Origin of the sequence: Blattabacterium cuenoti (assembly GCF_014252375.1) — a bacterium.
Lineage (GTDB): Bacteria > Bacteroidota > Bacteroidia > Flavobacteriales > Blattabacteriaceae > Blattabacterium > Blattabacterium cuenoti_AH.
Genome location: NZ_CP059221.1, coordinates 289460 through 315000, shown reverse-complemented (window position 1 = coordinate 315000; position 25541 = coordinate 289460). Strand labels below are relative to the sequence as shown.

17 protein-coding genes, 2 tRNA genes and 1 pseudogene (1 of these 20 cut by a window edge) are annotated in these 25541 nt (G+C 22.0%); 13 read left to right on the top strand and 7 right to left on the bottom strand.

All coding sequences use genetic code 11. From position 1 onward, the window contains the following. Positions 1 to 1211, bottom strand: the 5' portion of a protein-coding gene (rpsA, locus tag H0H34_RS01530) for a 30S ribosomal protein S1 (protein ID WP_185873064.1). Its footprint begins 562 nt before the window's first position; 1211 of the gene's 1773 nt are visible here — the first part of the coding sequence; its start codon is at positions 1209 to 1211; its stop codon lies beyond the left edge, outside the window. A gap of 218 nt (positions 1212 to 1429) precedes the next feature. Here rpsA and dnaE point away from each other — a divergent pair. From dnaE to H0H34_RS01475, 11 genes and pseudogenes are all read left to right on the top strand, one after another. Continuing rightward, positions 1430 to 5627 (top strand): annotated as a pseudogene (dnaE, locus tag H0H34_RS01525) (DNA polymerase III subunit alpha). Positions 5628 to 5700: 73 nt separating this feature from the next. Next, positions 5701 to 7473 carry an argininosuccinate synthase domain-containing protein gene (locus H0H34_RS01520; protein ID WP_185873062.1) on the top strand — a complete coding sequence of 591 codons (1773 nt, stop codon included), beginning with the start codon at positions 5701 to 5703 and terminating at the stop codon, positions 7471 to 7473. Beyond that, the gene (argC, locus tag H0H34_RS01515) at positions 7466 to 8434 is read left to right on the top strand and encodes an N-acetyl-gamma-glutamyl-phosphate reductase (protein WP_185873061.1); all 969 of its coding nucleotides are present in this window, start codon (positions 7466 to 7468) and stop codon (positions 8432 to 8434) included. The genes H0H34_RS01520 and argC overlap by 8 nt, the downstream gene beginning before the upstream one ends. Positions 8435 to 8447: 13 nt before the next feature. Then, on the top strand, positions 8448 to 9593 hold the full coding sequence (locus H0H34_RS01510) for an aspartate aminotransferase family protein (protein ID WP_185873059.1): 1146 nt from the start codon (positions 8448 to 8450) through the stop codon (positions 9591 to 9593). Next, positions 9590 to 10708, top strand: a complete 1119-nt coding sequence (gene carA / locus H0H34_RS01505; protein ID WP_185873057.1) for a glutamine-hydrolyzing carbamoyl-phosphate synthase small subunit — start codon at positions 9590 to 9592, stop codon at positions 10706 to 10708. The genes H0H34_RS01510 and carA overlap by 4 nt, the downstream gene beginning before the upstream one ends. A 9-nt stretch (positions 10709 to 10717) precedes the next feature. Continuing rightward, positions 10718 to 13957, top strand: coding sequence for a carbamoyl-phosphate synthase (glutamine-hydrolyzing) large subunit (carB, locus tag H0H34_RS01500; RefSeq protein ID WP_185873055.1), 3240 nt, complete (start codon positions 10718 to 10720; stop codon positions 13955 to 13957). A gap of 3 nt (positions 13958 to 13960) precedes the next feature. After that, the gene (locus H0H34_RS01495) at positions 13961 to 14917 is read left to right on the top strand and encodes a Rossmann-fold NAD(P)-binding domain-containing protein (protein WP_185873054.1); all 957 of its coding nucleotides are present in this window, start codon (positions 13961 to 13963) and stop codon (positions 14915 to 14917) included. After that, on the top strand, positions 14914 to 15696 hold the full coding sequence (gene argB / locus H0H34_RS01490; protein WP_185873052.1) for an acetylglutamate kinase: 783 nt from the start codon (positions 14914 to 14916) through the stop codon (positions 15694 to 15696). The genes H0H34_RS01495 and argB overlap by 4 nt, the downstream gene beginning before the upstream one ends. Next, on the top strand, positions 15687 to 16778 hold the full coding sequence (locus tag H0H34_RS01485; protein ID WP_185873050.1) for a M20/M25/M40 family metallo-hydrolase: 1092 nt from the start codon (positions 15687 to 15689) through the stop codon (positions 16776 to 16778). The genes argB and H0H34_RS01485 overlap by 10 nt, the downstream gene beginning before the upstream one ends. Before the next feature lie 80 nt (positions 16779 to 16858). Beyond that, positions 16859 to 17185 carry a thioredoxin gene (gene trxA / locus H0H34_RS01480; protein ID WP_185873048.1) on the top strand — a complete coding sequence of 109 codons (327 nt, stop codon included), beginning with the start codon at positions 16859 to 16861 and terminating at the stop codon, positions 17183 to 17185. A 21-nt stretch (positions 17186 to 17206) separates the two neighbouring features. Continuing rightward, positions 17207 to 17280 (top strand) — tRNA-Asp (locus H0H34_RS01475). 3 nt (positions 17281 to 17283) lie between these two features. Here the strand turns inward: H0H34_RS01475 and ribB are convergent. From ribB to H0H34_RS01460, 3 genes are read right to left on the bottom strand one after another with little or no spacing between them, the layout of a single operon-like run. Continuing rightward, a complete protein-coding gene (gene ribB, locus H0H34_RS01470; protein WP_185873047.1) occupies positions 17284 to 17922 on the bottom strand; it encodes a 3,4-dihydroxy-2-butanone-4-phosphate synthase in 639 nt (212 codons plus the stop codon). 27 nt (positions 17923 to 17949) lie between these two features. Continuing rightward, the gene (locus tag H0H34_RS01465) at positions 17950 to 19077 is read right to left on the bottom strand and encodes an LptF/LptG family permease (RefSeq protein WP_238785436.1); all 1128 of its coding nucleotides are present in this window, start codon (positions 19075 to 19077) and stop codon (positions 17950 to 17952) included. A 31-nt stretch (positions 19078 to 19108) separates the two neighbouring features. Next, on the bottom strand, positions 19109 to 20971 hold the full coding sequence (locus H0H34_RS01460) for a DNA translocase FtsK 4TM domain-containing protein (RefSeq protein ID WP_185873044.1): 1863 nt from the start codon (positions 20969 to 20971) through the stop codon (positions 19109 to 19111). Between the two features lie 52 nt (positions 20972 to 21023). Between H0H34_RS01460 and nadD the strand changes: the two genes are divergently transcribed. Beyond that, positions 21024 to 21605, top strand: a complete 582-nt coding sequence (gene nadD, locus H0H34_RS01455) for a nicotinate (nicotinamide) nucleotide adenylyltransferase (protein ID WP_185873043.1) — start codon at positions 21024 to 21026, stop codon at positions 21603 to 21605. Here nadD and H0H34_RS01450 read toward each other — a convergent pair. Next, complete coding sequence (locus H0H34_RS01450; RefSeq protein WP_185873042.1) at positions 21602 to 22510, bottom strand: 5'-3' exonuclease; 909 nt, start codon at positions 22508 to 22510, stop codon at positions 21602 to 21604. The two genes, nadD and H0H34_RS01450, sit on opposite strands and share 4 nt — an antisense overlap. Positions 22511 to 22539: 29 nt before the next feature. On the opposite strand from H0H34_RS01450, the gene metG reads away from it, so the two are divergent. Then, positions 22540 to 24201, top strand: a complete 1662-nt coding sequence (gene metG / locus H0H34_RS01445; protein ID WP_185873041.1) for a methionine--tRNA ligase — start codon at positions 22540 to 22542, stop codon at positions 24199 to 24201. A gap of 18 nt (positions 24202 to 24219) precedes the next feature. Here metG and H0H34_RS01440 read toward each other — a convergent pair. Both H0H34_RS01440 and lysA read right to left on the bottom strand, forming a co-directional pair. After that, a tRNA-Ser gene (locus tag H0H34_RS01440) sits at positions 24220 to 24303 on the bottom strand. Between the two features lie 6 nt (positions 24304 to 24309). Beyond that, entirely contained in the window at positions 24310 to 25527 is a 1218-nt protein-coding gene (lysA, locus tag H0H34_RS01435) for a diaminopimelate decarboxylase (RefSeq protein WP_185873040.1), read from the bottom strand. Positions 25528 to 25541 lie beyond the last annotated feature (14 nt).

The following is a 25541-nucleotide window of genomic DNA, read 5'->3' as shown; positions in this document are numbered from 1 at the left end:
GTAAATTTTTTAACTATACCTGTATATTTTGATCCAATTTTATATTTATCTTCTATATTAATCCAAGGATCATCTGTTAATCTTTTAACACTTAAAGACATTTTTCTTTCTTTACGATCTATAGTTAATATTAAAGCTTCAAGTTCATCACCTATTTGTACAAAATCTTTTGGAGAGGATAAATCTGTTGACCAAGACATTTCACTAATATGTAATAAAGCTTCTACACCAGGAATAATTTCTATAAAAGCTCCATAATCAGCTAATACACTAACTTTTCCATTAATTTTACTTCCTACTTTTAAATTAGAATCTAACGATTCCCATGGATGTGGTTGTAATTGTTTTAGTCCTAATTGAACACGATTTTTTTCCTTATCTACACCTAATATAACAAAATTTAATTCTTGTTCAAGTTGTACTACTTCTGTAGGATGATTAATATGAGGCCAGCTCATATCAGTTATATGTAATAAAGCGTCTACACCACCCAAATCTACAAAAGCACCATAAGGTAAAATATTTTTTATTTTACCTTCTAAAACTTGTCCTTTATCCAATTTTGAAATCATGTTTTTTCTTTGTTCCTCTAAATCTCTTTCTATTAATATCTTATGAGATACTACTACATTTTTTGTCTTTTTGTTAATTTTAACAACTTTTACTTCCATAGTTTTACCTACATAAGTATCATAATCTCTTACTGGCTTTACATTTATATGAGATCCAGGTAAAAAACATTCCATATCAAATACTTCTACTATTAATCCTCCTTTTGTTCTTGCAGAAACATATCCAAGTACAACTTCTGATTTTTCATAAACTTTATTTAATTTTTGCCAGTTTCTCAATACTTTAGCTTTTTGATACGATAAAAGACACTGTCCTTTATAATCTATTTTCATTACCATTATTTCTATTTTCAATCCTATTTTAATAATGGAAATATTTTCTCTAAATTCACTAATAGGAATTGTACCTTCAGCTTTAAAACCAAAATCAACAAGTACAATTTTATCAGTTATATTTGTTACTATTCCTTCATATATTTCTAATTCGTTTCTTTTTGGTAAAGTATTTATATATATATTTTCAAGTTTTTTTCTATTTTCTTTTGTTTCATTTATATTTATTTCATATTCTTTCCAATTAAAATTATCATTATTGCATTTTTTTAATTTAGATTTTATTATTTCATTTTGATAAGACATATAATTTTTAATTTTTATTTTTATATATTATAGTTTTTTATATTCATATATTCATTTTTATCTAAATAAAAAAATAAAAGTATCCTACCGAAAAATGAATATAAGTTCAATCTTTTTATAAAGACTGATATTAATTTTTTAATGAATTCTTTATAATAAAGAAAAAGTATTACAAAACTAATAATTTTCACTAACTTTCTTTACCAATTTTTAATAAAATGTATCTTATTATTGACACAGAAACTACTGGATTACCTAAATTCTATGATAAATTTTTTTGTAAAAACTGGCCTAGAATTGTTCAATTATCATGGCAAATTCATGATGAAATAGGGAATTTAATAAAATTTAATAATTTTATAATAAAGCCAAAAGATTTTGATATACCATTTAATTCTTTTAAAATTCATGGAATTAATAGTGATATTGCATATAAATATGGATATGATTTAAATTTTGTTCTTGATAAGTTTAAACTAGATTTTAATAAATATAAATATGTTATTGGACATAATTTAGAATTCGATATAAAAATAATAGAAAAAGAATATTCTATAAATAAAAAAGAAATTTCTTTCGAAAAAAAAAATAATAGATACCAAATTAGTTTCTTTAAACTACTGTAAATTACCTGGAAGTAGAAAAAAATTTAAGTGGCCAACATTATCAGAATTATATAATAAATTATTTTCAGAAAAAATGCCAAATTGGCATGATGCAGGAAATGATGTAAAAGCAACAGCTCGTTGTTTTTTAGAATTATTAAGAATTGGAGTAATTGATAAAAATATTAATCAAGATATAATATCAAAATTTAAAAAAAATAATAATATAATTATTTCTTCTTCTATTGTTAATTTTTTCAAAATTAACAATAGAAGAAGTTCTAATAAAAATACTAATAAAAATAATAGTTGTTTAACAACAAAATGGACAAATAAACAGTACTTTAATATTCATAATCATACTCATTTTTCAATATTAAATTCTACTATAAGCATAAAATCTCTTATAGAAAGAGCTTTAAATTTAAATATGCCAGCTATAGGAATAACAGATTATGGAAATATGATGGGAGCTTTTCATTTTTTGAATTGTATTAAATTTTTTAACAAAAAATATTATCCTAAAAAATTTATTAAAGGAATAATTGGTTGTGAATTATTCATTTCTGAAAATTTTTTAAAAAAAAAATTTACTAAAGATGAACCTGATAAAGTTTATACGCAAGTTCTTTTGTCTAAAAATAAGAAAGGATATAAAAATTTAATAAAAATTTGTTCTACTGGATTTATTAAAGGATTTTATTCAGGCATTCCTAGAATTGGAAAAAATGTAATAAAAAATTATAAAGATGATTTAATTGCGCTTACTGGAGATATAAATTCTGAAATACCTAATACTATTCTTAATTATGGAGAAAAAATAGGAGAAAAAGTTTTTTTATGGTGGAAAAATTTATTTCAAAATGATTTTTATATTGAATTGTTACGTCATGGATTAGAAGAAGAAAATCATGTTAATGAAATATTAATAAAATTTTCAAAAAAATATAATGTAAAATATATAGCACAAAATAATGTTTTTTATTTAAAAAAAGAAGAATATAATGCCCATGATATTTTACTATGTATAAAAAGTAGAAATAAACAATCAACTCCTATCGGAAAAGGAAAAGGGTTTAGATTTGGACTTAAAAATCACGAATATTATTTAAAAAGTCAGGAAGAAATGAGACAAATATTTTCAGATATTCCTGAATCTTTTAATTCACTACATGAATTAGTAAAAAAAATAGAATATTATGATATTTCAAATAAAATGTTATTACCAAAATTTAAAATATCAGATACTATAAAAAATGTATCATATTCAGATAATAAATTTTTATCAAAATTAACTTATGAAGGAGCTAAAAAACGTTATAAAAATATAACAAAAGAAATAAAAGAAAGAATTTTATTTGAATTAAGTACAATAAAAAAAATTGGATATCCTGGTTATTTTTTAATTATACAAGAAATTGTTAGTAAAGCTAAAAGTATGAATATTTCAGTTGGTCCTGGTAGAGGGTCAGCCGCAGGATCCGTAGTAGCTTATTGTATAGGAATAACTGAAATTGATCCAATTAAATATAATCTATTATTTGAAAGATTTTTAAATCCAGATAGGATATCACTTCCTGATATAGATATTGATTTTGATGATAAAGGACGTGAAAAAATTTTAGATTGGATATCAAAAAAATATGGTAAAAATAAAGTTTCACAAATTGTTACATATTCTACAATGGGAGCAAAATCATCAATAAGAGATACAGGTCGTGTATTAGGACTTTCTTTATATGAAACAGACAAAATAGCAAAAATGATACCTACAAATTTTTCTTTGAAAAACATTATAGAAAAAAATTTTTCATTTGAAAATATTAAAAATAAAGAAGGAATAAATAATATAAAAAAAATAATAGAAATTGCTAGTAATAAAAATAGTTTATCAGGAAAAGTATTAATGCAAGCTAAAATTTTAGAAGGAACAATAAGAAACATTGGAATTCATGCATGTGGAATAATCATAAGTCCATATAACATAAAAGAAATTGTACCTGTTTTTTTATCAAAAGATACAAATTTATTGGTTACACAATTTGATAATAATGTTGTAGAACATACAGGATTATTAAAAATGGATTTTTTAGGATTAAAAACGCTTAGTATTATTAAAGATACAATAAATATTGTAGGTAATAAAATACCATTTTTATTAAATGATGATAAAACTTTTAATTTATTTAAAAAAGGAGAAACAATAGCTGTATTTCAATATGAATCCCCAGGAATGCAAAAATATTTACGTCAGTTAAAACCTGATAGATTTGATGATTTAATAGCAATGAATGCTTTATATAGACCTGGCCCATTACAATATATACCTAATTTTATATCTAGAAAACATGGAAAAGAAGTTATTAGTTATGATATTCCAGAAATGAAAGAATTCTTAAAAGAAACATATGGAATAACAATATATCAAGAACAAGTAATGTTACTGTCTCAAAAAATAGCTGGATTTAGCAAAGGTGAAGCAGATTTATTAAGAAAATCAATGGGAAAAAAGCAAAAAGAAGTTCTTGATAAAATGAAAAATAAGTTTATTAATAAATCTATAAATAGAGGATATAATAAGATCATAATAGAAAAAATATGGAAAGATTGGGAATATTTTTCATGTTATGCATTTAACAAATCTCACGCTACTTGTTATGCATTTATTGCTTTTAAAACTGCTTATCTAAAAGCTAATTTTCCTTGCGAATATATGAATTCAGTATTAAGTAATAATATGAATAATATTAAACAATTAACTTTTTTTATGAAAGAATGTAAAAAAATGAATTTATTTATAGAGAAACCAGACATTAATGAAAGTGATTCAAATTTTAAAATTATTGGTAAAAACCGTATTAAATTTGGTCTTAATGGAATAAAAGGTGTTGGAGAAAATGCAGTAAAAATAATATTAAAAGAAAGAAATAAAAATGGTAAATTTTCTTCAATATTTGATTTAGTAAATAGAATTGATTTACGTATAGTAAACAAAAAAACATTAGAAAGTTTAATTTTATCTGGATCTTTAGATAGTTTAAATATATTTAGAGAACAATATTTTTATGAATCTTCAACTGAAGGATTAACCAAATCAAGTACTTTAGAAAAAATTATTCAATTTGGATCAAAAATAAAGAATAAAAAAAAAATTGAAAAACCTATTATTTTAAATTATTATAATAAATGGAATAAGATAGATCTTTTATCTAAGGAAAAAGAAGTATTGGGAATATATGTTTCTTCACATCCTTTAGATGATTATTTTTTTGAAAAAAAATATCTTACTAATTCATCTATTAGTATTTTAAATAAAAAAGAATACTTTAAAAAAAAATTATGTTATCATACATTAATTGCTATTTTATCTGATATAAAAGTTTATGTAAAAAATGGAAAAAAATATGTGTATTTTATTCTAGAAGATTATGATTCTAAAAAAGAATTCTTCTTTTTAGAAGAAAAATATATAAAATATGAATCTATTTTAATTAAAAAAAACTTACTATTTATAATTATATCTACTAAAGATAATAAAATAAATATTTGTTATATAGAAAAATTACAAAATGTTTTTAAATTTTTAATAAAAAAAATAATAATAAAAATTGATATTAATAATTTAAATCAATTATTAATTGATAGCATAGAATATAATATTATTGAAAATTTAGGAAATAAAGAATTATATATTATTATTTATGAAAATAAAAAATTTGTAAATCTACGTTCTAAATATAGAGTTAATATTAGTTCAAATTTTCTAAAAAAATTAGAAAAGATAAAAAAATTAGATTTTTTTTTGTGTTAAATTTGTATATATAAAATCTATAGCACAGTATAGAATTACTATAATATTTTTTATATTGTAGGTTCGTGATAAAATGAAAATAAAAGTTAGAGTAACTTATGAGAAGGATATAAAATATGCTTGCTTAATTTGTGAAAAAATTAAAGAGTCTGCAAAAATTAGAGGGACTGGTATAGCAAAAAAAGATCCGGATTATATTAAATACAAAATAAAAAATGGAGATGCTATAATTGCATTTTGTAATAATGAATTAGCTGGATTTAGCTATTTAGAAGTTTTTCAAAATAAAGAATATGTTGTTAATTCAGGTTTAATAGTTTTTCCAAAATTTAGAAAAAAAGGATTAGCAAGATTTATTAAAATAAAATTATTTAATCTTTCTAGAGAAAAATTTCCAAATTCAAAAATATTTAGTATTACTACAAGTAGTGTTGTTATTAAAATAAATACAGAATTAGGTTTTAAACCAGTTTCTTTTAATGAAATTACTAAATCAGAAAAATTTTGGAAAGGATGCAAAAGCTGTGCAAACTTTGATATTAAAAAAAGAAAAAAAAAAAAAATGTGTTTATGTACAGGACTATTATATAATCCAAAAAATAAAAAAATTAATAAAATAGAATTAAATCATGGAGATAAAATACTTCTTGCTTACAGTGGTGGATTAGATACTTCTTTTTGTTTAAAATATCTTATAAAAAAACATTATGAAGTACATACAGTAATTATTAATACAGGAGGATTTAAAGATGGAGAATTAAAAAGAATTAAAGATAGAGCAATAAATATCGGGGCTAAATCACATAAAACAATTGATGCGATAGAAGATTATTATCAATACTGTATTAAATATTTAATATTTGGAAATATATTAAAAAACGATACTTATCCAATTTCTGTAGGATCAGAGAGAGTATTACAAGCAATTAAAATTGCAAAATATGCAAATTTAATTAAAGCTAAAGCTATAGCTCATGGAAGTACAGGTGCAGGTAATGATCAAATTAGGTTTGACATAGCATTTCAAATTATATGTCCAGAAAAAAAAACATTTTCTCCTATTAGAGAGATGAATATATCTAGAAAAGAAGAAATTAAATATTTACAAAATGAAGGAATATATATTTGTTGGGATAATGCAAAATATTCTATAAATAAAGGAATATGGGGGACAAGTATAGGCGGAAAAGAAACATTAACATCTTATGATGATTTTCCAGAAGAAGCATATCCAACAAAACTATGTAAAAAACTTAGTAAAAAATTGGAATTAGGATTTGAAAAAGGAGAATTAATTAGTGTTAATAAAAAAAGAGAAAAATCTATAAAAAATATTATTAAAATAGAAAAAATAGCATCAGGTTTTGCAATAGGAAGAGGAATGCATATAGGTGATACAATTTTAGGTATAAAGGGTAGAGTTGCATTTGAAGCATCGGCCGCAATGATAATTATTAAGGCGCATCATTTACTTGAAAAACATATTCTTACAAAATGGCAAATTTATTGGAAAAAACAATTATCTGAATGGTACGGAATGTTATTACATGAAGCTCAATATTTAGATCCAGTGATGAGAGATATAGAAAATTTTTTAAAAAGCACACAAGAAAGATTAACTGGTACTGTAAAAATTATATTATATCCTTATAGATTTCATTTAGTAGGAATTAAATCAAAATTTGATTTAATGGAATCTTCTAATACAATAGCTAAATATGGAGAAGTTAATTATGGATGGACATCTAAAGATGTAAAAGGTTTTTCAAAAATATTTAGTAATCAAATGAAAATATATCATCGATTAAACAATTTAAATAAATCAAATAAAAAAAAAGATGATTAAAATAGGAATTGTAGGAGGAACAGGGTATACTGCTGGAGAATTAATAAGATTATTGATACACCATCCTAAAGTTAGGATAAATACTATAATAAGTAAAAGTAATTATGGAAAATTCGTTCATTTAATTCATAAAGATTTATTAGGAGATATAAAAAATATAAAATTTTCAAAAATATTAAAAGAAAAAATTGATTTAGTATTTTTATGTTCAGCACATGGACAATCTAAAAAAGAATTAATTCATGTACCTGAATATGTTAAAGTTATTGATTTGAGTCAAGATTTTAGAATTTTAAATAAATTTAAAAAAAGAAATTTTATTTATGGTTTACCAGAATTAAAAAAAGAAATAATAAAAAAATCAAATAATATAGCTAATCCTGGATGTTTTGCTACATCTATTCTTTTATCTATTTTACCATTAGCAACTAAAAATTTAATAAAGAAATCCATTCATATTAGTGCTGTAACTGGATCTACTGGATCCGGAAAAAAACTTAGTAATACTAATCATTTTAGTTGGAGAAACAATAATATATCTACTTATAAAATATTTAAACACCAACATTTAAAAGAGATAATAAAAAATATAAGTGAAATACAAAAAGACTTCAACTCAGAAATATATTTTATTCCTTATAGAGGAAATTTTTCTAGAGGTATCATATCTACTATATATACAAATAATAACTTGTCTATAGAAGAGAATATTAAAATATATGAAGAATATTATTATAATCATCCATTTGTACATATTTCAAATGATTATATTGATATAAAACAAGTAGTAAATACCAACAAATGTATCTTGTTTATAACAAAAGAAAAAAAAAAATTAATTGTTGTTAGTGTTTTAGACAATCTTTTAAAAGGAGCTTCAGGTCAAGCTGTACAAAATATGAATTTAATGTTCAATTTAAATGAAGATTGTGGATTAAGATTAAAGTCTATTAGTTTTTAAAATTTTATATAATATGAAATTATTTAATGTTTATCAAATTTTTAATATAGAATTAAATAAAAGTAAAGGATTATATGTTTTTGATATAAATGGTAATAAATATTTAGATTTTTATGGAGGACATGCTGTAATTTCTATTGGACATTCACATCCTTATTATATAAATTCACTTAAAAATCAATTGAATAATATCTCTTACTATTCTAATAGTATATTTATTTCTCAGAAAGAAAAACTGTCATATTTATTAGGAAAAATGTCAGGATATAAAAATTATTATTTATTTATTTGCAATTCTGGAACTGAATCTAATGAAAATGCAATAAAAATAGCATCTATTCATACAGGAAAAAAAAAATTAATTGCTTTTAATGGATCATTTCATGGAAGAACTAGTGGAAGTGCATCTGTAACTGACAATTATAAAGTAGTTTCTCCTTTTGATACTCAACATGAAACTATTTTTATAGATTATAAAGATATTAATATATTAGAAGACAAGTTAAAAAATGAAAATATTTGTGCAGTTATTACTGAGGGATTACAAGGTATTTCAGGGATTGTAGATCCTGGTTTAACTTTCTTCTCGAAAGTTAGAAAATTATGTAATAAATATAATGTTGTATTAATTCTTGATGAAGTTCAAAGTGGATATGGAAGGACTGGGTTATTTTTTTTTCACAAATATTATTCAATAAAACCAGACTTGATTACTGTAGCAAAAGGAATGGGAAATGGATTTCCTATAGGAGGAGTATTAATACATCCAAAATTTAAATCATATTATGGAATGTTAGGTTCTACCTTTGGAGGTAATTATTTAGCATGTGCAGCAGGAATCTCAGTGTTGGAAATTATTAATAATGAAAATTTGATTGAAAATGCAAAAAAAATAGGAGAAGTCTTATTAAAAGAAATATTAAATATTAATGATGTAATAGAAATTAGAGGAAAAGGATTAATGATTGGATTAAGATTTTCTTTTCCTGTTAAAGAATTAATAAATTATTTAATTTATAAAGAACATATTTTTGTTGGATCTTCCAATAATCCATATATAATAAGATTATTACCTCCATTAAATATAGAAGAAAATCATGTAGAATTATTTATAAATAAATTAAAAAAATCCTTAATGTATATTAGAAATATAAAATGAAAAATACTAAAAATAAAATAAAGGGATCACTTATATTAGAAGATGGAACAAAATATGATGCAATTAATTTTGGATATCCAAAATCTTCTTCTGGTGAAGTTGTATTTAATACAGCAATGACTGGATATACTGAAAGTATTACTGATCCTTCTTATAATGGACAAATTTTAATATATACCTATCCAATGATAGGTAATTATGGTGTTCCTCCAAATTTTTTTACAAATAAAAAAAATATACCTATTTCAAAGTTTTATGAGTCTAATAAAATTCATGTTTCTGGTCTTGTTGTTTCATATTATTCTGAGAATCCATATCATTGGAACATGGATAAATCTTTATCTGATTGGTTATACAATAATGAAATACCTGGATTGTATAACCTTGATACCAGATCTATTGTTAAAAAATTAAGAAAAACTGGTGGATCCATTTTAGGAAAAGTTGTAATAGATAATGAAAATATATCATTTTATGATCCTAGTAAAGAAAATCTTTCTGATAAAGTTTCTACTAGAAAGAAATTGATATATGGTAATGGAAAATATAAAATATTATTAGTAGATTTTGGATTAAAAAATAATATTTTAAGATGTTTATTACGAAGAAATTGCACTATAATAAGAGTTCCATGGAATTATAATTTTACTAATGAAAAATATGATGGATTGCTTTTATCTAATGGTCCCGGAAATCCTATTATATATAAAAAGCCAATCGAATATATTCGTACAGCTATGAAAAAAAATAATCCAATATTTGGAATATGTTTAGGAAATCAACTTTTAGGAATTGCTGCAGGAGGTTCTACCTATAAATTGAGACATTCACATAGAGGACATAATCATCCCGTTGTATCATTACATACTGGAAAAAATTTTATTACTTCACAAAATCATGGTTATGTACTAGATTATAACAATCTTTTATCAAGATCTAAAGAATGGAAAATTTTTTTTAAAAATTTAAATGATGGAACTTGTGAAGGAATTATTCACAATAATAAACCTTTTTTTTCAGTTCAATTTCATCCAGAAGCTTCAGGAGGACCAACAGATACTGATTTTTTATTCGATCTATTTATTGATTTTATTAAAAAGAATAAAATAAAATAATTTTCATTTATGAATAAAGTAAATAAAGTTCTAATATTAGGATCAGGTGCATTAAAAATAGGAGAAGCTGGAGAATTTGATTATTCTGGAACACAAGCATTAAAAGCTTTAAAAGAAGAAGGAATATTTACAATACTTATTAATCCTAATGTTGCTACTGTTCAAACATCTAAAGATATTGCAGATAAAATTTATTTTCTTCCTTTAAATTTATTTTTTATTGAAAATGTTATAAAAAAAGAAAAACCAAAAGGTTTATTATTATCTTTTGGAGGACAAACTGCATTAAATTGTGGTATACAATTATTCAAAAAGGGTATCATAAAAAAATATAATATACAAGTATTGGGAACTTCTATTGAATCAATTATTGAAAGTGAAGACAGAGGTATGTTTAGAAGTAAGTTAAATTATTTTAAAATAAAAACAGCTAAAAGTTTTGTAGTTAATTCAATTAATGATGCTATTTCTAGTTCAATAGAAATAGGGTTTCCAGTTATTATTAGATCTGCTTATACACTTGGTGGTTTAGGAAGTGGATATTCAAAAAATATTCATGATTTAAAAAAGTTAATAATAAAATCTTTTTCTTATTCTTCACAAATTATAGTAGAAGAATATTTAGAAGGATGGAAAGAAATAGAATATGAAATTGTTAGAGATAAATACAATAATTGTATTTCAGTATGTAACATGGAAAATGTAGATCCTATAGGGATTCATACTGGAGAAAGTATTGTAGTAGCACCTTCACAAACTTTAACTAATTATGAATATTTCTTCTTAAGAAAATTAGCTATTCGTATAGCTACATATTTTGGTATTATTGGAGAATGTAATGTACAATTCGCTTTAAATTCTAAATCAGAAGATTATCGTGTTATAGAAGTTAATGCTAGACTTTCTAGATCTAGCGCATTAGCATCAAAAGCTACAGGTTACCCTTTAGCTTTTATTGCAGCTAAATTATCAATAGGATATGGATTACATGAATTAAAAAATTCTGTAACAAAAAATACACCAGCATTTTTTGAACCTGCTCTAGATTATGTAGTATGTAAAATACCTAGATGGGATTTAAATAAATTTTATAAAGCTTCTAATAAAATTGGAAGTAGTATGAAAAGTGTTGGAGAAATAATGGCAATTGGCGGTTCTTTTGAAGAAGCTTTTCAAAAAGGAATTAGAATGTTGGATATAGGTATGGAAGGTTTTATTAACAATAAAAAAATTTCGTTATCTAATAAAATATTAAAAAAATTTCTTAAACATCCTACCGATAGAAGAATTTTATTTATAGAATATGCCTTAGAAAAAGGTATTTCTATTAATGAAATACATGATTTAACTAAGATTGATTTGTGGTTTTTAAACCAATTTAAAAGTATTTTTAAAATAAAAAAAAGTATAGAATATTTTGAAAATTTGAATGAAATTCCAAATGAATTATTATTAAAAGCAAAAAAAAAAGGATTTTCTGATTTACAATTAGCTAATATTTTAAAAAAGAAATATGTAAATGAAGATGTACATGATTTAGAAAAAAAAATAAGAGAATATAGAAAAAAAAGAAATATAATTCCTTATGTAAGACAAATTGATACTTTAGCAGCTGAATATCCTTCAGAAACTAATTATTTATATTTAACATATTACGCAACTCAACATGACATTTCATATGAAAAAGATAAAAAATCAATTATTACATTAGGATCAGGTGTTTATAGGATAGGAAGTAGTGTTGAATTTGACTGGTGTTGTGTAAATGCACTTAACACTATAAATAAAAAATTATACAGATCAGTAATGATTAATTATAATCCAGAAACAGTAAGTACTGATTTTGATGTATGTGATAGATTATATTTTGAAGAACTTTCTTTAGAACGTGTATTAGATATTATTGAATTAGAAAATCCTAAAGGAACTATAGTATCAATGGGAGGACAGATTCCTAATAATTTAGTTTTAAAACTTTATAAAAAAAATATTAATATATTAGGAACTTCTCCTATTTCAATAGATAAAGTAGAAAATAGATCAAAATTTTCTAAAATTTTAGATATTTTAGGTATAAATCAACCTAAGTGGAAAGAATTATCTAATTGTGATCAGATTTTAAAATTTGTAAAAAAAGTTAATTTTCCTATTATGATTAGACCTTCTTACGTTTTATCAGGATCCAATATGAATGTAATTTATGATCACAAAGAACTAAATTATTATCTTAATAAAAAAAAATATTCTATTTATTCAAATTATCCTTTTATTGTTACAGAATTTATAAAAAATGCAAAAGAGATAGAATTTGATGCAGTTTCTCAAAATGGAGAAATTTTATGTTATGCTATATCAGAACATGTAGAATTTGCTGGAGTACACTCAGGTGATGCTACATTAGTCTTTCCTACGTATAGTATATATTTATCAGAATTGAATAAAATAATTAATATTTCAAAAAAAATATCTAAATATTTTAATATATCTGGTCCATTTAATATTCAATTCTTATACAAGAAAGATATAAAAGTAATTGAATGTAATTTAAGAGCATCTAGAAGTTTTCCTTTTGTTTCTAAAGTTTCTTCCATAAATATGATTGATATTGCTACTCAAGTAATTTTAGGTATTAAAAAAAATAAAATAAATAATAATTTTTTTATAAAAAAAAATTATATAGGAGTAAAAGTTTCTCAATTTTCTTTCTCTAGATTACATAACGCTGATCCAATATTAGGTGTTGATATGTCATCAACAGGTGAAGTCGCCTGTTTAGGAAATAATTTAAATGAGGCTCTTTTAAAGTCTATGATTTCTGTTGGTTATACTATTCCAAAGAAAAATATACTTATATCTGGTGGATCTGATGAATCTAAAATAGAGCTTTTAAATTCATTAAAATTATTGAAAAATAAAGGATATAAATTATTTTCAACAGAAGGAACTAATAATTTTCTATTAAAAAATAAAATTTTTTCAGTAAAGGTTTGTTGCAATAAAAAAATAGGAAAAAACATAAATGTAATTGAATTAATTAAAAACAAAAAATTAGACCTTATTATAAATATTCCAAAAAAAAATACTGTTAATAAAAAATTAGACCATGATTATGTAATAAGACGTAGTGCAATAGATTTTAATATACCATTATTAACAAATACTCGTTTAGCGAAAGCTTTCATAAATGCATTTTGTTCATTATCTATGAAAGAGCTTCTTATAAAATCTTGGAATGAATATATAACATAAACTATGAAGAATTTTTTTAGCGTAGAAGATATTAATGATGTATATAAAATAATTTATGAATCTATTTTAATAAAAAAAAATCCGTATAATTTTCAACATGTTGGAAAAAATAAAACTATTGGATTAGTTTTTTTTAATCCGTCATTACGTACAAGAATTAGTTGTCAAAAAGCAGCTTTTAATCTAGGATGTAATGTATGGATACTAGATATAGAAAAAAATTCATGGAAAATTGAGATGAACGATGGAAATATAATGGAAAATACACAAGAACATATTAAAGAAGCTATCTCTGTTATGAGTTTGTATTGTGATATTTTAGGAGTAAGAACTTTTCCAAAGTTATTAAATAGAGATTACGATTATGAAGAAGTTCTTTTTAAAAAAATATTACTATATTCAAAAGTACCAGTAGTAAATTTGGAAAGTGCGACTTTACATCCTTTACAATCTTTAGCTGATGTTATAACTATTGCAGAATACAGTTCTTTTTTTAAGAAAAAATGTAAACTAGTACTTAGTTGGGCTCCACATGTTAAACCTATACCACAGTCTGTGGCAAATTCTTTATCTCAGTGGGTTTCTAAAATAAAAGAAATTAATTTTATTATTGCATGTCCAAAAGAATATGATTTGTGTAAAAAATTTTCGAAAAATATTAAAATAGAATTTGATCAAAAAAAAGCATTTAATAATGCAGATTTTATTTATGCAAAAAATTGGAGTAGTTATTCAAATTATGGAAAAATAATTATTAATGATTTTAGTTGGATTATTAATATGGAAAAAATGAATTTAACTAATAATGCTAAATTAATGCATTGTTTACCAGTTAGAAGAAATATTGTAGTAGAAGATAACGTATTAGATAGTAAACATTCTATTGTATTAGAACAAGCAGAAAATAGAATTTATGCTGCACAAATAATATTTTTAAAAATGTTACAAAAATCTTTATGAAAATTAACGTAGTTAAAATAGGAGGTGGATTAATTAATGATAAAAAGTTACTTAATGCTTCATTGAAGTTTTTTTGTATGATAAATGGATACAAAATATTGGTACATGGAGGTGGTAAAAAAGTGGATTACATTTTAAATATGATGAATATACCAAAAAAAATGATAAAAGGAAGAAGAATAACAGATAAAAAAACTTTAAATGTAGTTATAATGACTTATGCTGGTATAATTAATAAAAATATAATATCTTTATTGCAACATAATAATTGTAATTCAATTGGATTATGTGGGGCAGATGGAAATTGTGTAAAATCTCATATTCGTAAAAAAAATACTATAGATTACGGATACGTAGGCGATATAAAAAAAAAAAATGATATTAATACAAGTTTTATAAAATTTTTGTTGAAAAAAAATATTACACCTGTATTATGTTCTATAACTCATGATGGTATGGGTAATCTTTTAAATACAAACGCAGATTCAATTGCTTCTAATATATCCATTTCATTATCAAATGATAATTGTGATGTAGATTTAAATTTTTGTTTTGATAAAAAAGGTGTATTAAAAAATATAAAAGATCCTGAATCTTATTTAAGTAAGATAAATTTTTCTTTATTTCAAAAAATGAAGAAAAATAATGTAATATTTAATGGTATGATTCCAAAATTAGAAAATGGTTTTTTTGCATTAAAAAATGGAACATCTAAAGTAAGCATAGGATTACCAGATAAAATAATTGATTCCAGTGAAAAAACCATATTATGTATGTAGAAAATTTTAATATAAGTCTAATAAAATTAAAAAAAGAAGCAATAAAACTTCTTATAAGAATAATTAATACTCCTTCTATTTCTAAAGAAGAGTATAAAGTTTCTGTTATTATAGAAAATTATTTACGTAATTATGGATTTATTGTTAACAGAAAATTGAATAATATATGGACTGAAAATATTAATTTTTCTAAAAATAGAATGTTACGAACTATTTTATTAAATTCTCATCATGACACAGTAAAACCCGGAAAAAATTGGAAAAATAATCCTTTTAAATCAAAAATAAAAGGTGAAAAAATTATAGGATTAGGAAGTAATGATGCTGGAGGTTCTATAGTATCAATGATAACTGCTTTTATTTATTTGAGTAAATTATCGGAATTACCATATAAATTAATATTATCTATCACAGCAGAAGAAGAAATTTCTGGAAATTCAGGAATAATATCTATTTTACCTGAATTAGGTAAATTGGATTTAGGTATTGTAGGAGAACCAACAAAAATGAAAGCAGCTATTGCAGAAAAAGGATTATTAATATTAGACTGTATTGCTAAAGGAAAAACTGGACATTCTGCACAAAATGATGGAATAAATGCTATTTATATAGCAATTAAAGACATAGAGTTTTTAAAAAATTTTTGTTTTGATAAAACGTCTAAATTATTAGGTAAAACTACTTTAAACGTTACACAGATATGTGGTGGATTTCAACATAATGTAATACCAGATATATGTACTTTTGTTATAGATATAAGAACCAATGAATTATACGATAATAAAGAATTAATTAATATTATAAAAAAAAAAATTAATTCTAAAATTAATCCTCGTTCTTACAATTTTAATTCTTATTTTATAGATCCTAATCATCCTATTGTATTAAAAGCTAAGTCAATTGGAATTAAAACTTATGGATCTCCAACACATTCTGACCAATGTTTAATGCCTTTTTCAACTATTAAAATTGGAGTTGGTGATAGTTCTCGTTCTCATACATCCAATGAATATATATTATTTAAAGAAATAATTGATGGAATAGATATTTATATAAATTTGTTAAAAGATTTTTGCTTTTAAATTTATTGTAAAATACCTTAAAATAAGGTAAATTTGTTTTGTTATTTCTTTTTTTTTAAATAAAAAAAAGTATATTAATTATGTTACAAGAAATTAACGATACAAATTTTGATGAATTTGTTATTTTATCCAAATCAAATAAACCAATTTTGGTAGATTTTTGGGCACCATGGTGTGCTCCATGTAAATCTCTTTCTATCTTATTGGAAGAAATATTTGTAAATGAATATAAAACAAAAGCATTATTTTTCAAATTAAATGTAGACAATAATCCAAAATATTCTGATAAATATAAAATACGAAGTATACCAACAATGATTTTTTTTAAAAATGGTGAACAAAAAGATATACATATTGGTATATCTTCAAAAGAAGATATTAGATATAAATTAAATAAGTTAATATAATAAGTTTAATAATAAGAATAAGGTCTGGTAGTTCAGTTGGTTAGAATACATGCCTGTCACGCATGGGGTCGCGGGTTCGAATCCCGTCCAGACCGCATTTATTTTTTTATCTTTTTTCTGTATAAAATAATATCCTCTATAGATATTATTTTAATATTGAATTTTCTTGCCAAAAGCATTAGTTCAGGCAATCTTGCCATTGATCCATTTTCATTTAATATTTCTACTAATACTCCACCTGGTATACATCCTGCCATTTTAGTTATATCAATTGAAGCTTCTGTATGTCCTGGTCTTTCTAAGACACCTCCTTTTCTTGCACGAAGCGGGAAGATATGACCTGGTTTACTAAATAAATTTGGATTTTTTTCATTTACAAGTGCTAATATAGTCTTAGTTCTATCGTAAACAGATATTCCTGTACTTACCCCATGTCCTAATAAATCTACAGATATTGTAAAAGCAGTTTTTTTTGGATCTGTATTATTTTTAACCATTGTATGTAGTTTTAATTGATTACATTTTTCTTCTGTAAGGGAAACGCAAACTAATCCTCTTCCATTAGTAATTATAAAATTTAAAACTTTGGGAGTTATTTTTTCAGCTGAAACTATAAAATCTCCTTCATTTTCACGATTTTTATGATCAACTACAATAATTATTTTTCCATTTTTAATTTCATTTATTGCATCTTCAATTTTATCAAAATTTGTATTCTTAACATTAAGAAATATCATATTTATTGTATCATATTTTAAGTAAGACTAAGAATCGTTCATTATAGATTTATTAGTAATAAATATGCTAAATAATAATAAAACAAAATTTGGAATCCATATTCCTATCCAAGGAATTATTTCTTCTTTTTCTACTTTATTTTTAGTTATAGTTAATATAATATAATATAGACTATATATAGTTAAAGCAATAATAGTTGGATAACCTATTCCTCCTTTTTTTACTATAGCACCTAATGGTGCACCTATAAAAAACATAATAATACATGTTATTGGAAATGTTAATTTTTTATATATTTCTAATTTTATTTTATTTATTTTATTAATATTTATATGATTTTTTTTTTTCTTTAAAAATTTTATTTTTTTTATTAATTCTGTTGTTTTTTTATATTTATAATCATCATTCATATTTTTAATTTCTTCAAAAGAAAAATAGGGAAACTTAAAATTTTTTATTAAAGTATTAAAATTTACTATATAATAATTTGGTATGTATTTTTTATTTTTTTCATTATTTTCTTTGTAAATAAATCCATTAATTAATTTTAATTGAATAAATTTATTTTTTTTATTAAAAATTATATTACATTTTTTAGAAAAAATTGTATTTATATTTGAATAATCGTCATAAAAAAATATTATTACTTTATAAAAATAATTATTTTTAAATTTTTTTTCTATATTAATAAAAAAATTTTCTCCAATGTTATTAATAACTCCTTCTTTTAATTTTAAAGAAGGATAAGTATATATTATTTTATATCCTAATTCTTTTATTTTTATTTCTGCTTTTGGTATAATAAAATCAGAAAATAAATATAATCCTATTGATAATATCATAGTAATCCAAAATATTGGTAACATTATTCTAAATAATGAAATTCCTGAAGATTTAATAACTGTTAATTCTCCATTTTCTGATAATTCTCCAAATGTTATTATAGTTGAAAGTAATATAGATATTATAGTTATTAATGGAATAGTACATATACCAAAACAAAATATAAATTTTATAATAATAAATATACTAATATCTTTATCAGATAGTTCATTCATTTTACTCCATAAAAATTGTATTATAAATATAACAAATGTCAAAAAAAATATTCCAAAAAATGGAATTATAAATGAATAAATTATATATAAATCCAATTTTTTAAAAATTTTTATATTATTCCATATTTTACGGATTCGGTAAAAAATATTTATTTTTTTTACTGAATTTATTTCCATAATAATTAACAATTTTTTTAATATCTGAGGAATCTATAAAAGGACATTGTAATCGTATTATTTCATTTTTGTTATAAAATAACAAATCTCCATTTCCTATTAATTTTTCTGCTCCTGAACAATCTAATATAGTTCTTGAGTCTATCTTAGAACTTACTTTAAATGCAATTCTTGAAGAAAAATTAGATTTTATTAATCCACTAATAACATCTACAGATGGACGTTGAGTCGCTATAATTAAATGAATACCTACTGCTCTAGCAAGTTGAGCTAAACGAATTATATATTTTTCAATTGATTTTTTTTTGTAATTAGAAGATAAACACAAATCTGCAAATTCATCTATAATTAATATTATATAAGGTAAATGTAATTTTTTTGAATATTTACATTTTTTTTTATTATATTCTTTAATATTTCTAACTTGATATTTCTCTAGAATAGAATATCTTTTATCCATTTCTTTACATAAAGAATTTAATATATCATGTACTTCTTGTAAAGAAGTAATAATTTCGTTTCCCTTAAAATTTGGAATTGTTGCAAAATAATAATCTGATATTTTTTTATATATAGATAATTCTACTTTTTTTGGATCAATTAAAATAAACTTGATATCTTCTGGTTTTTTCCTATATAATAAAAAAATTATTATAACGTTTAATTCTACAGATTTACCTTGACCAGTAGCCCCAGCTATTAGTAAATGAGGCATTTCTGTTAAATCTACTATAAAAATTTCATTAAAAACTGTTTTTCCTAATAAAATTGGTAATTCTTTATTAAAACTTTTTTCTTTACTTTCTTTTGAAAAAAGAATTTCATTAATATTAATTAAATAATGTTTATTATTAGGTATTTCTATTCCTATCGATCCTTTTCCAGGAATAGGAGCTATTATACGTATAGATTTAGCAGATAAATTTAATGCAATTTCTTTTTCTAAATTTTTTATTTTATATAAACGAACCCCTATATGAGGAATTATTTCGTATAAAGTAATTGATGGACCTACAGTAGCATTTATTTTTAATATTTTTATTTTGTAGTAATCAAATATTTCCTTTATTTTTTTTTTATTAGATTTTATAAAAAATTCAATATTTTCTGGTTTAATGTCTGCAATAGCATTGGATTCTAATCCTATAACAGGATATAATGTTTTTTTTACTAATCTTTTTTCCAAAAGATTACTAGAATTAGATTCTATATTATTAGATTTTTCTAAAATTATTGTTTCAATATAATTATTTAATATTTTTATTATTAAATTATAATAAAATTGTATTTTTTTAATATTATACTTTTTTTTTATATTTGAATAAATAACTAATGCATAAATTATTATACTAATAAAAACAACTATAAAACTTCCAATTTTACCAAAAAAATATATAAAGATATTTACTATTTTTAATCCTAAACTACCATTAATTATTCCTATTTTATTTGGATAAATATAGTAATAAAATAAATATATACACATACTAAAAAAAATACAATTGTATATTATTTTTTTATAAAAAATTGTGTTTTTTTTTAATAAAATTTGTAATCCAATTATAAATAATAATATTGGAATAAATATAGCACAAATACCAATCCCACAATATATCAAGTAATAAGATATCATATAACCTATTTTACCTACTAAATTTTTTATTGTTATTTCTGTCTTAAATAGAATGTTTAATTGATATTCATTATTTGTAAATTGATAAATAAATAAAAAAAAACTAATAATTAAAAAAATGCTAATTCCTAGCATAATCAATCCAAATATTATGCTTTTTATTTTATTATTTTTTTTCATTTATTAATTTTATTTATTTAATATATACTAATTATAATAATTTATATTTTTTATGATTAAAAATAATACAGTATTATACTTTGGATCATTTAATCCCATTCATATAGGACACGTAATTATTGCTAATTATGTATTAGAGTTTTTAGAAAATATTAAGTATATTTGGTTTATTGTATCTCCTAAAAATCCTTTAAAAAATAATATTATTGATTATAATATAAGAGAAATAATGGTAAAAATGGCAATAAAAAATTTTGAAAAAATGTATGTTTTAGATATTGAATCTAGATTTTATCCTTCTTATACTATTAATACTATTAATATAATTAAAATGAAGTATCCTACTAAAAAATTTTATTTTTTAATTGGAAAAGATATTCTTTGTTCTTTAAAAAAATGGAAGAATTACAAATTAATTTTGAGTGAAAATGAAATTATTGTTTATCCTAGATTGGGGAAATTTAATATTCCTATATATCATAATGTAAAAAAAATAATTTTTTTAAAAAACGCTCCAATTATTGATATATCTTCTTCTTTTATTAGAAATTCGATAAAAAAAGGAAAAAATATTAGATCGTTACTTGATAATAAAGTATGGAATTATATCACTAAAAATAATATATATAATTAATTTTTTTTTTTTTTATAATATCTATAAGCTTTTTTAAATAAAGTAAAAAATTCTAATTCTTTAAAAATATTTTTTATAGAAAAAAAATTAGGATTTTTTAAAAAGAATTCATTTTCATTAAATTTAATATTTGGTATATTAGTTACTATTGTAACCAATTGTTTAGATAAAAAACCTATATCTTTATTTGTCTCAATTTTTTTTTTAATATTTTTATTAAAATTATCTGAATCTACTGAATTTAATAACTTTTCGATAGTTCCATATTTTTTTATAAACTTTTTTGCATTTTTTTCTCCTATTCCAGGTAATCCTGGAATATTATCAGAAGAATCTCCCATCATACTCCATAAGTCTATAAGTTGTTTTGGATGTTCTACATCAAATTTTTTCCTTATATCATCTATTTCTAATATTTTACTTTTTTTTCCTCTAAAAGGAGGTAAATATACTTTAATATTTTTTGTTATTAATTGTAAAAAGTCTTTATCTAAAGATATAATATAAACAGTATATCCACAATTTTCTGCTTTATTAGCAATAGTTCCAATAATATCATCCGCTTCATATCCATTATTAGAATTAATATACAATATTTTAAATGCTTTTAAAATTTTAATTATGTATGGAATAGATAAAATAATTTCTATAGGAGTTTTTTTTCTATTTTTTTTATATTTTTTATATTTTTTATTTCTAAAATTTTTTTTTCCTCCATCAAAAATTACACCCATATAACTTGGATTTTTTTCATTTAATATTTTTATTAAAAAATTAGTAAAATTTACTATAGGTGAGGTATTAAGACCAAATGATGTAAAAAGTGGATTTTTTATATATGCATAATAACTTTGATATATTATGGGAAATGCATCTATTAAAAATAATTCTTTTTTATTATTCATTATATTAGTTATTAATTTTTTAGCATAGTATGAAAAAATACAATAAATATATAGTAACTGCAGCGTTACCATATGCAAACGGACCAATTCATATTGGTCATTTGTCTGGAGTTTATTTGCCAGCAGATATTTTTGTTCGTTTTCTTAGAAGAAAAGAAAAAGATGTAATATTTATATCTGGTTCAGATGAACATGGAGCACCTATTTCAATACAAGCAAAAAAAGAAAAAAAAACTCCTATAGAAATTATAAATAAATATCATAATATGATAAAAAATTGTTTTATTGATTTAAAAATACAATTTGATAATTATTCTAGAACTTCTAACAAAACTCATCATAAAACTTCTATTTCTTTTTTTAATAGACTTCATGATAAAAAAAAAATTTTTGAAAAAATTTCTAATCAATATTATGATAACAAATCTAAACAATTTTTATCAGATAGATACATAAACGGAATATGTCCGTTTTGTAAAAAAGAAGCTTATGGAGACCAGTGTGAAAATTGTGGTAATTCATTATCTGTAGAAGAATTAATAAATCCAATATCAATTATAAGTGGTAATACTCCTATTTTAAAAAAAACAAAACATTGGTATATTCCTTTAGATAAATATCAAGATTTTATAAAAGATTGGATTTCAATTAAGAAAAATTGGAAAATAAATGTATATGGACAAGTAAAATCATGGTTAAATAAAGGATTAAAACCTCGTTCAATAACTAGAGATTTAGATTGGGGAATACCAGTTCCTAATAGAAAAAAAAAGGTTTTATATGTATGGTTTGAAGCTCCTATAGGTTATATTTCCTCTACAATAGAATTATCTAATATAAAAAAAATTAATTGGATTTCTTATTGGAAAAGTAATAATACTAAACTTATTCAATTCATTGGAAAAGATAATATTGTATTTCATTCTATTATATTTCCAATTATTTTAAAAGCATGTGATCAAAAATATATTTTACCACATGAAGTTCTTGCTAATGAATTTCTAAATTTAGAAAATAAAAAAATATCAACTTCAAAAAATTGGGCCGTATGGGTCCATGAATATTTAAATGATTTTCCAAATCAACAAGATTCTTTACGTTATATGTTAATTACAAATATGCCAGAAAAAAAAGATAGTAATTTCTATTGGAAAGATTTTCAAAAAAGGAATAATACGGAACTAGTAGCAATACTAGGTAATTTTGTAAATAGATGTATGACTTTGATTAAAAAATATAACAATAGAATAGTTCCATATCCTGGAATTTTATATAAAAATGATAAATACATTTTAAAAAAAATTAAAAGTTATCCATCTAAAATAGCTAATTTTATAATAAATTATAAATTTAGAGAATCCATAACATGTTTTATGAATTTAGCTAGAGATGGAAATAAATATTTAACTTCTGAAGAACCATGGAATCAAAATGATAAAAAACGTATAGATACAATTATGTATATATCTATACAAATTGTAGCAATGTTAGCTCAAATTTCAGAATTATTTATTCCTCATGGATCAAAAAAATTGTTATGTATGATTCGTTCAAAACTTATGTTATGGAATAAAATTGAAAAAACGAATAAAATATTATCTCCTGGACATATTTTAGGAAATGGAAAACTACTTTTTAAAAAAATAACAAATAAAGAGATTGAAAAACAATTAAAAAAATTAAATTTATAATAAAAAAAAACGAAAAAACGGAGAGAGAGGGATTCGAACCCCCGGAGGTAAGTCCTCAACGGTTTTCAAGACCGCCGCAATTAACCACTCTGCCATCTCTCCTAATATTTATATTGGAATTTCAACAATATTTTTTATTAAATCTTTCATAGTTTCTCTTTTTCTTATTAGAAAATCTCTTCCATTTAATATCATAACTTCAGATGGTCTATAACGAGAATTATAATTTGAGGACATAGAATAACAATAAGCACCAGCATTTTTTATACATAAAATATCACCTTCATGAATTTCAGATATTTTTCTATTTAATCCAAATGTGTCTGATTCACAAATATATCCAACTACAGTATAAAAACGTGAACATCCATTAGGATTAGAAATATTTTCAATATTGTGATATGCATCATAAAACATAGGACGTAAAAAATGATTAAATCCCGAATCAACTCCAGCAAAAACAGTTGAAGTAGTATGCTTAATAACATTAACTTTAACTAAAAAATATCCGGATTCACTAACTAAAAATTTACCTGGTTCAATAATTAAAGTTATGCAATTTTTATTTTCATAATTTTTACAAAAATTGTTAAAATCATTTGTAATTTTATCACTTAAAGTTGAAATATCTGTTTTTATATCTTTTTTTTTATACGAAACTTTGAATCCACTTCCTAAATCTATATAATCAACTTTAGGAAATCCTAATGCTATTTTAAATAGTATTTTAGCCCCTTCTAAAAAAGACTTAATATCCAATATATCAGACCCAGTATGCATATGAAATCCGTTTATTTTTATTCCTGTATTTTTTAATATTCTTTTTACATGAGGTATTTGATAAAAAGAAATTCCAAATTTAGAATCGATATGACCAACTGAAGTTTTTAAATTAGCACCTGCCATTATATGTGGATTAATTCTAATCCCTACAGAATAATTTGGAAAATATTCACCAAATTGTTCTAATATAGATAAATTATCTAAATTTATTCTAACTCCTAATTTAACGGCTTTTATTATTTCTTTAATTGAAACACAATTAGGAGTAAATATAATATCTTTAGGACTAAATCCTGCCATTAATCCAATTTTTACTTCTTGAATAGAAACTGCATCTAATCCACTTCCCAAGTTTTTAAAAAATTTTAATATGTTTAAATTAGTATTTGCTTTGCATGCATAATTAATAATAAACTTTTTTATTCCTTTAAAATAATTTATCATTTTTTTATATTGTTGATAAATTTTATAAGAATCATATATGTATAATGGAGTACCGTATTTTTTTGATAATTTTATTAAATATTCATTATTTTTAATCATACAATCATATTCAT

What these genes read in the sequence shown, in the direction of transcription:
- argC (WP_185873061.1), top strand. Translation starts at nt 7,466, where the DNA reads ATGATTAAAATAGGAATTGTAGGAGGAACAGGGTATACTGCTGGAGAA.
- H0H34_RS01520 (WP_185873062.1), top strand. Translation starts at nt 5,701, where the DNA reads ATGAAAATAAAAGTTAGAGTAACTTATGAGAAGGATATAAAATATGCT.
- H0H34_RS01485 (WP_185873050.1), top strand. Translation starts at nt 15,687, where the DNA reads ATGTATGTAGAAAATTTTAATATAAGTCTAATAAAATTAAAAAAAGAA.
- carB (WP_185873055.1), top strand. Translation starts at nt 10,718, where the DNA reads ATGAATAAAGTAAATAAAGTTCTAATATTAGGATCAGGTGCATTAAAA.
- H0H34_RS01460 (WP_185873044.1), bottom strand. Translation starts at nt 20,971, where the DNA reads ATGAAAAAAAATAATAAAATAAAAAGCATAATATTTGGATTGATTATG.
- H0H34_RS01510 (WP_185873059.1), top strand. Translation starts at nt 8,448, where the DNA reads ATGAAATTATTTAATGTTTATCAAATTTTTAATATAGAATTAAATAAA.
- metG (WP_185873041.1), top strand. Translation starts at nt 22,540, where the DNA reads ATGAAAAAATACAATAAATATATAGTAACTGCAGCGTTACCATATGCA.
- argB (WP_185873052.1), top strand. Translation starts at nt 14,914, where the DNA reads ATGAAAATTAACGTAGTTAAAATAGGAGGTGGATTAATTAATGATAAA.
- trxA (WP_185873048.1), top strand. Translation starts at nt 16,859, where the DNA reads ATGTTACAAGAAATTAACGATACAAATTTTGATGAATTTGTTATTTTA.
- carA (WP_185873057.1), top strand. Translation starts at nt 9,590, where the DNA reads ATGAAAAATACTAAAAATAAAATAAAGGGATCACTTATATTAGAAGAT.
- H0H34_RS01495 (WP_185873054.1), top strand. Translation starts at nt 13,961, where the DNA reads ATGAAGAATTTTTTTAGCGTAGAAGATATTAATGATGTATATAAAATA.
- lysA (WP_185873040.1), bottom strand. Translation starts at nt 25,527, where the DNA reads ATGATTAAAAATAATGAATATTTAATAAAATTATCAAAAAAATACGGT.
- nadD (WP_185873043.1), top strand. Translation starts at nt 21,024, where the DNA reads ATGATTAAAAATAATACAGTATTATACTTTGGATCATTTAATCCCATT.
- ribB (WP_185873047.1), bottom strand. Translation starts at nt 17,922, where the DNA reads ATGATATTTCTTAATGTTAAGAATACAAATTTTGATAAAATTGAAGAT.
- H0H34_RS01450 (WP_185873042.1), bottom strand. Translation starts at nt 22,510, where the DNA reads ATGAATAATAAAAAAGAATTATTTTTAATAGATGCATTTCCCATAATA.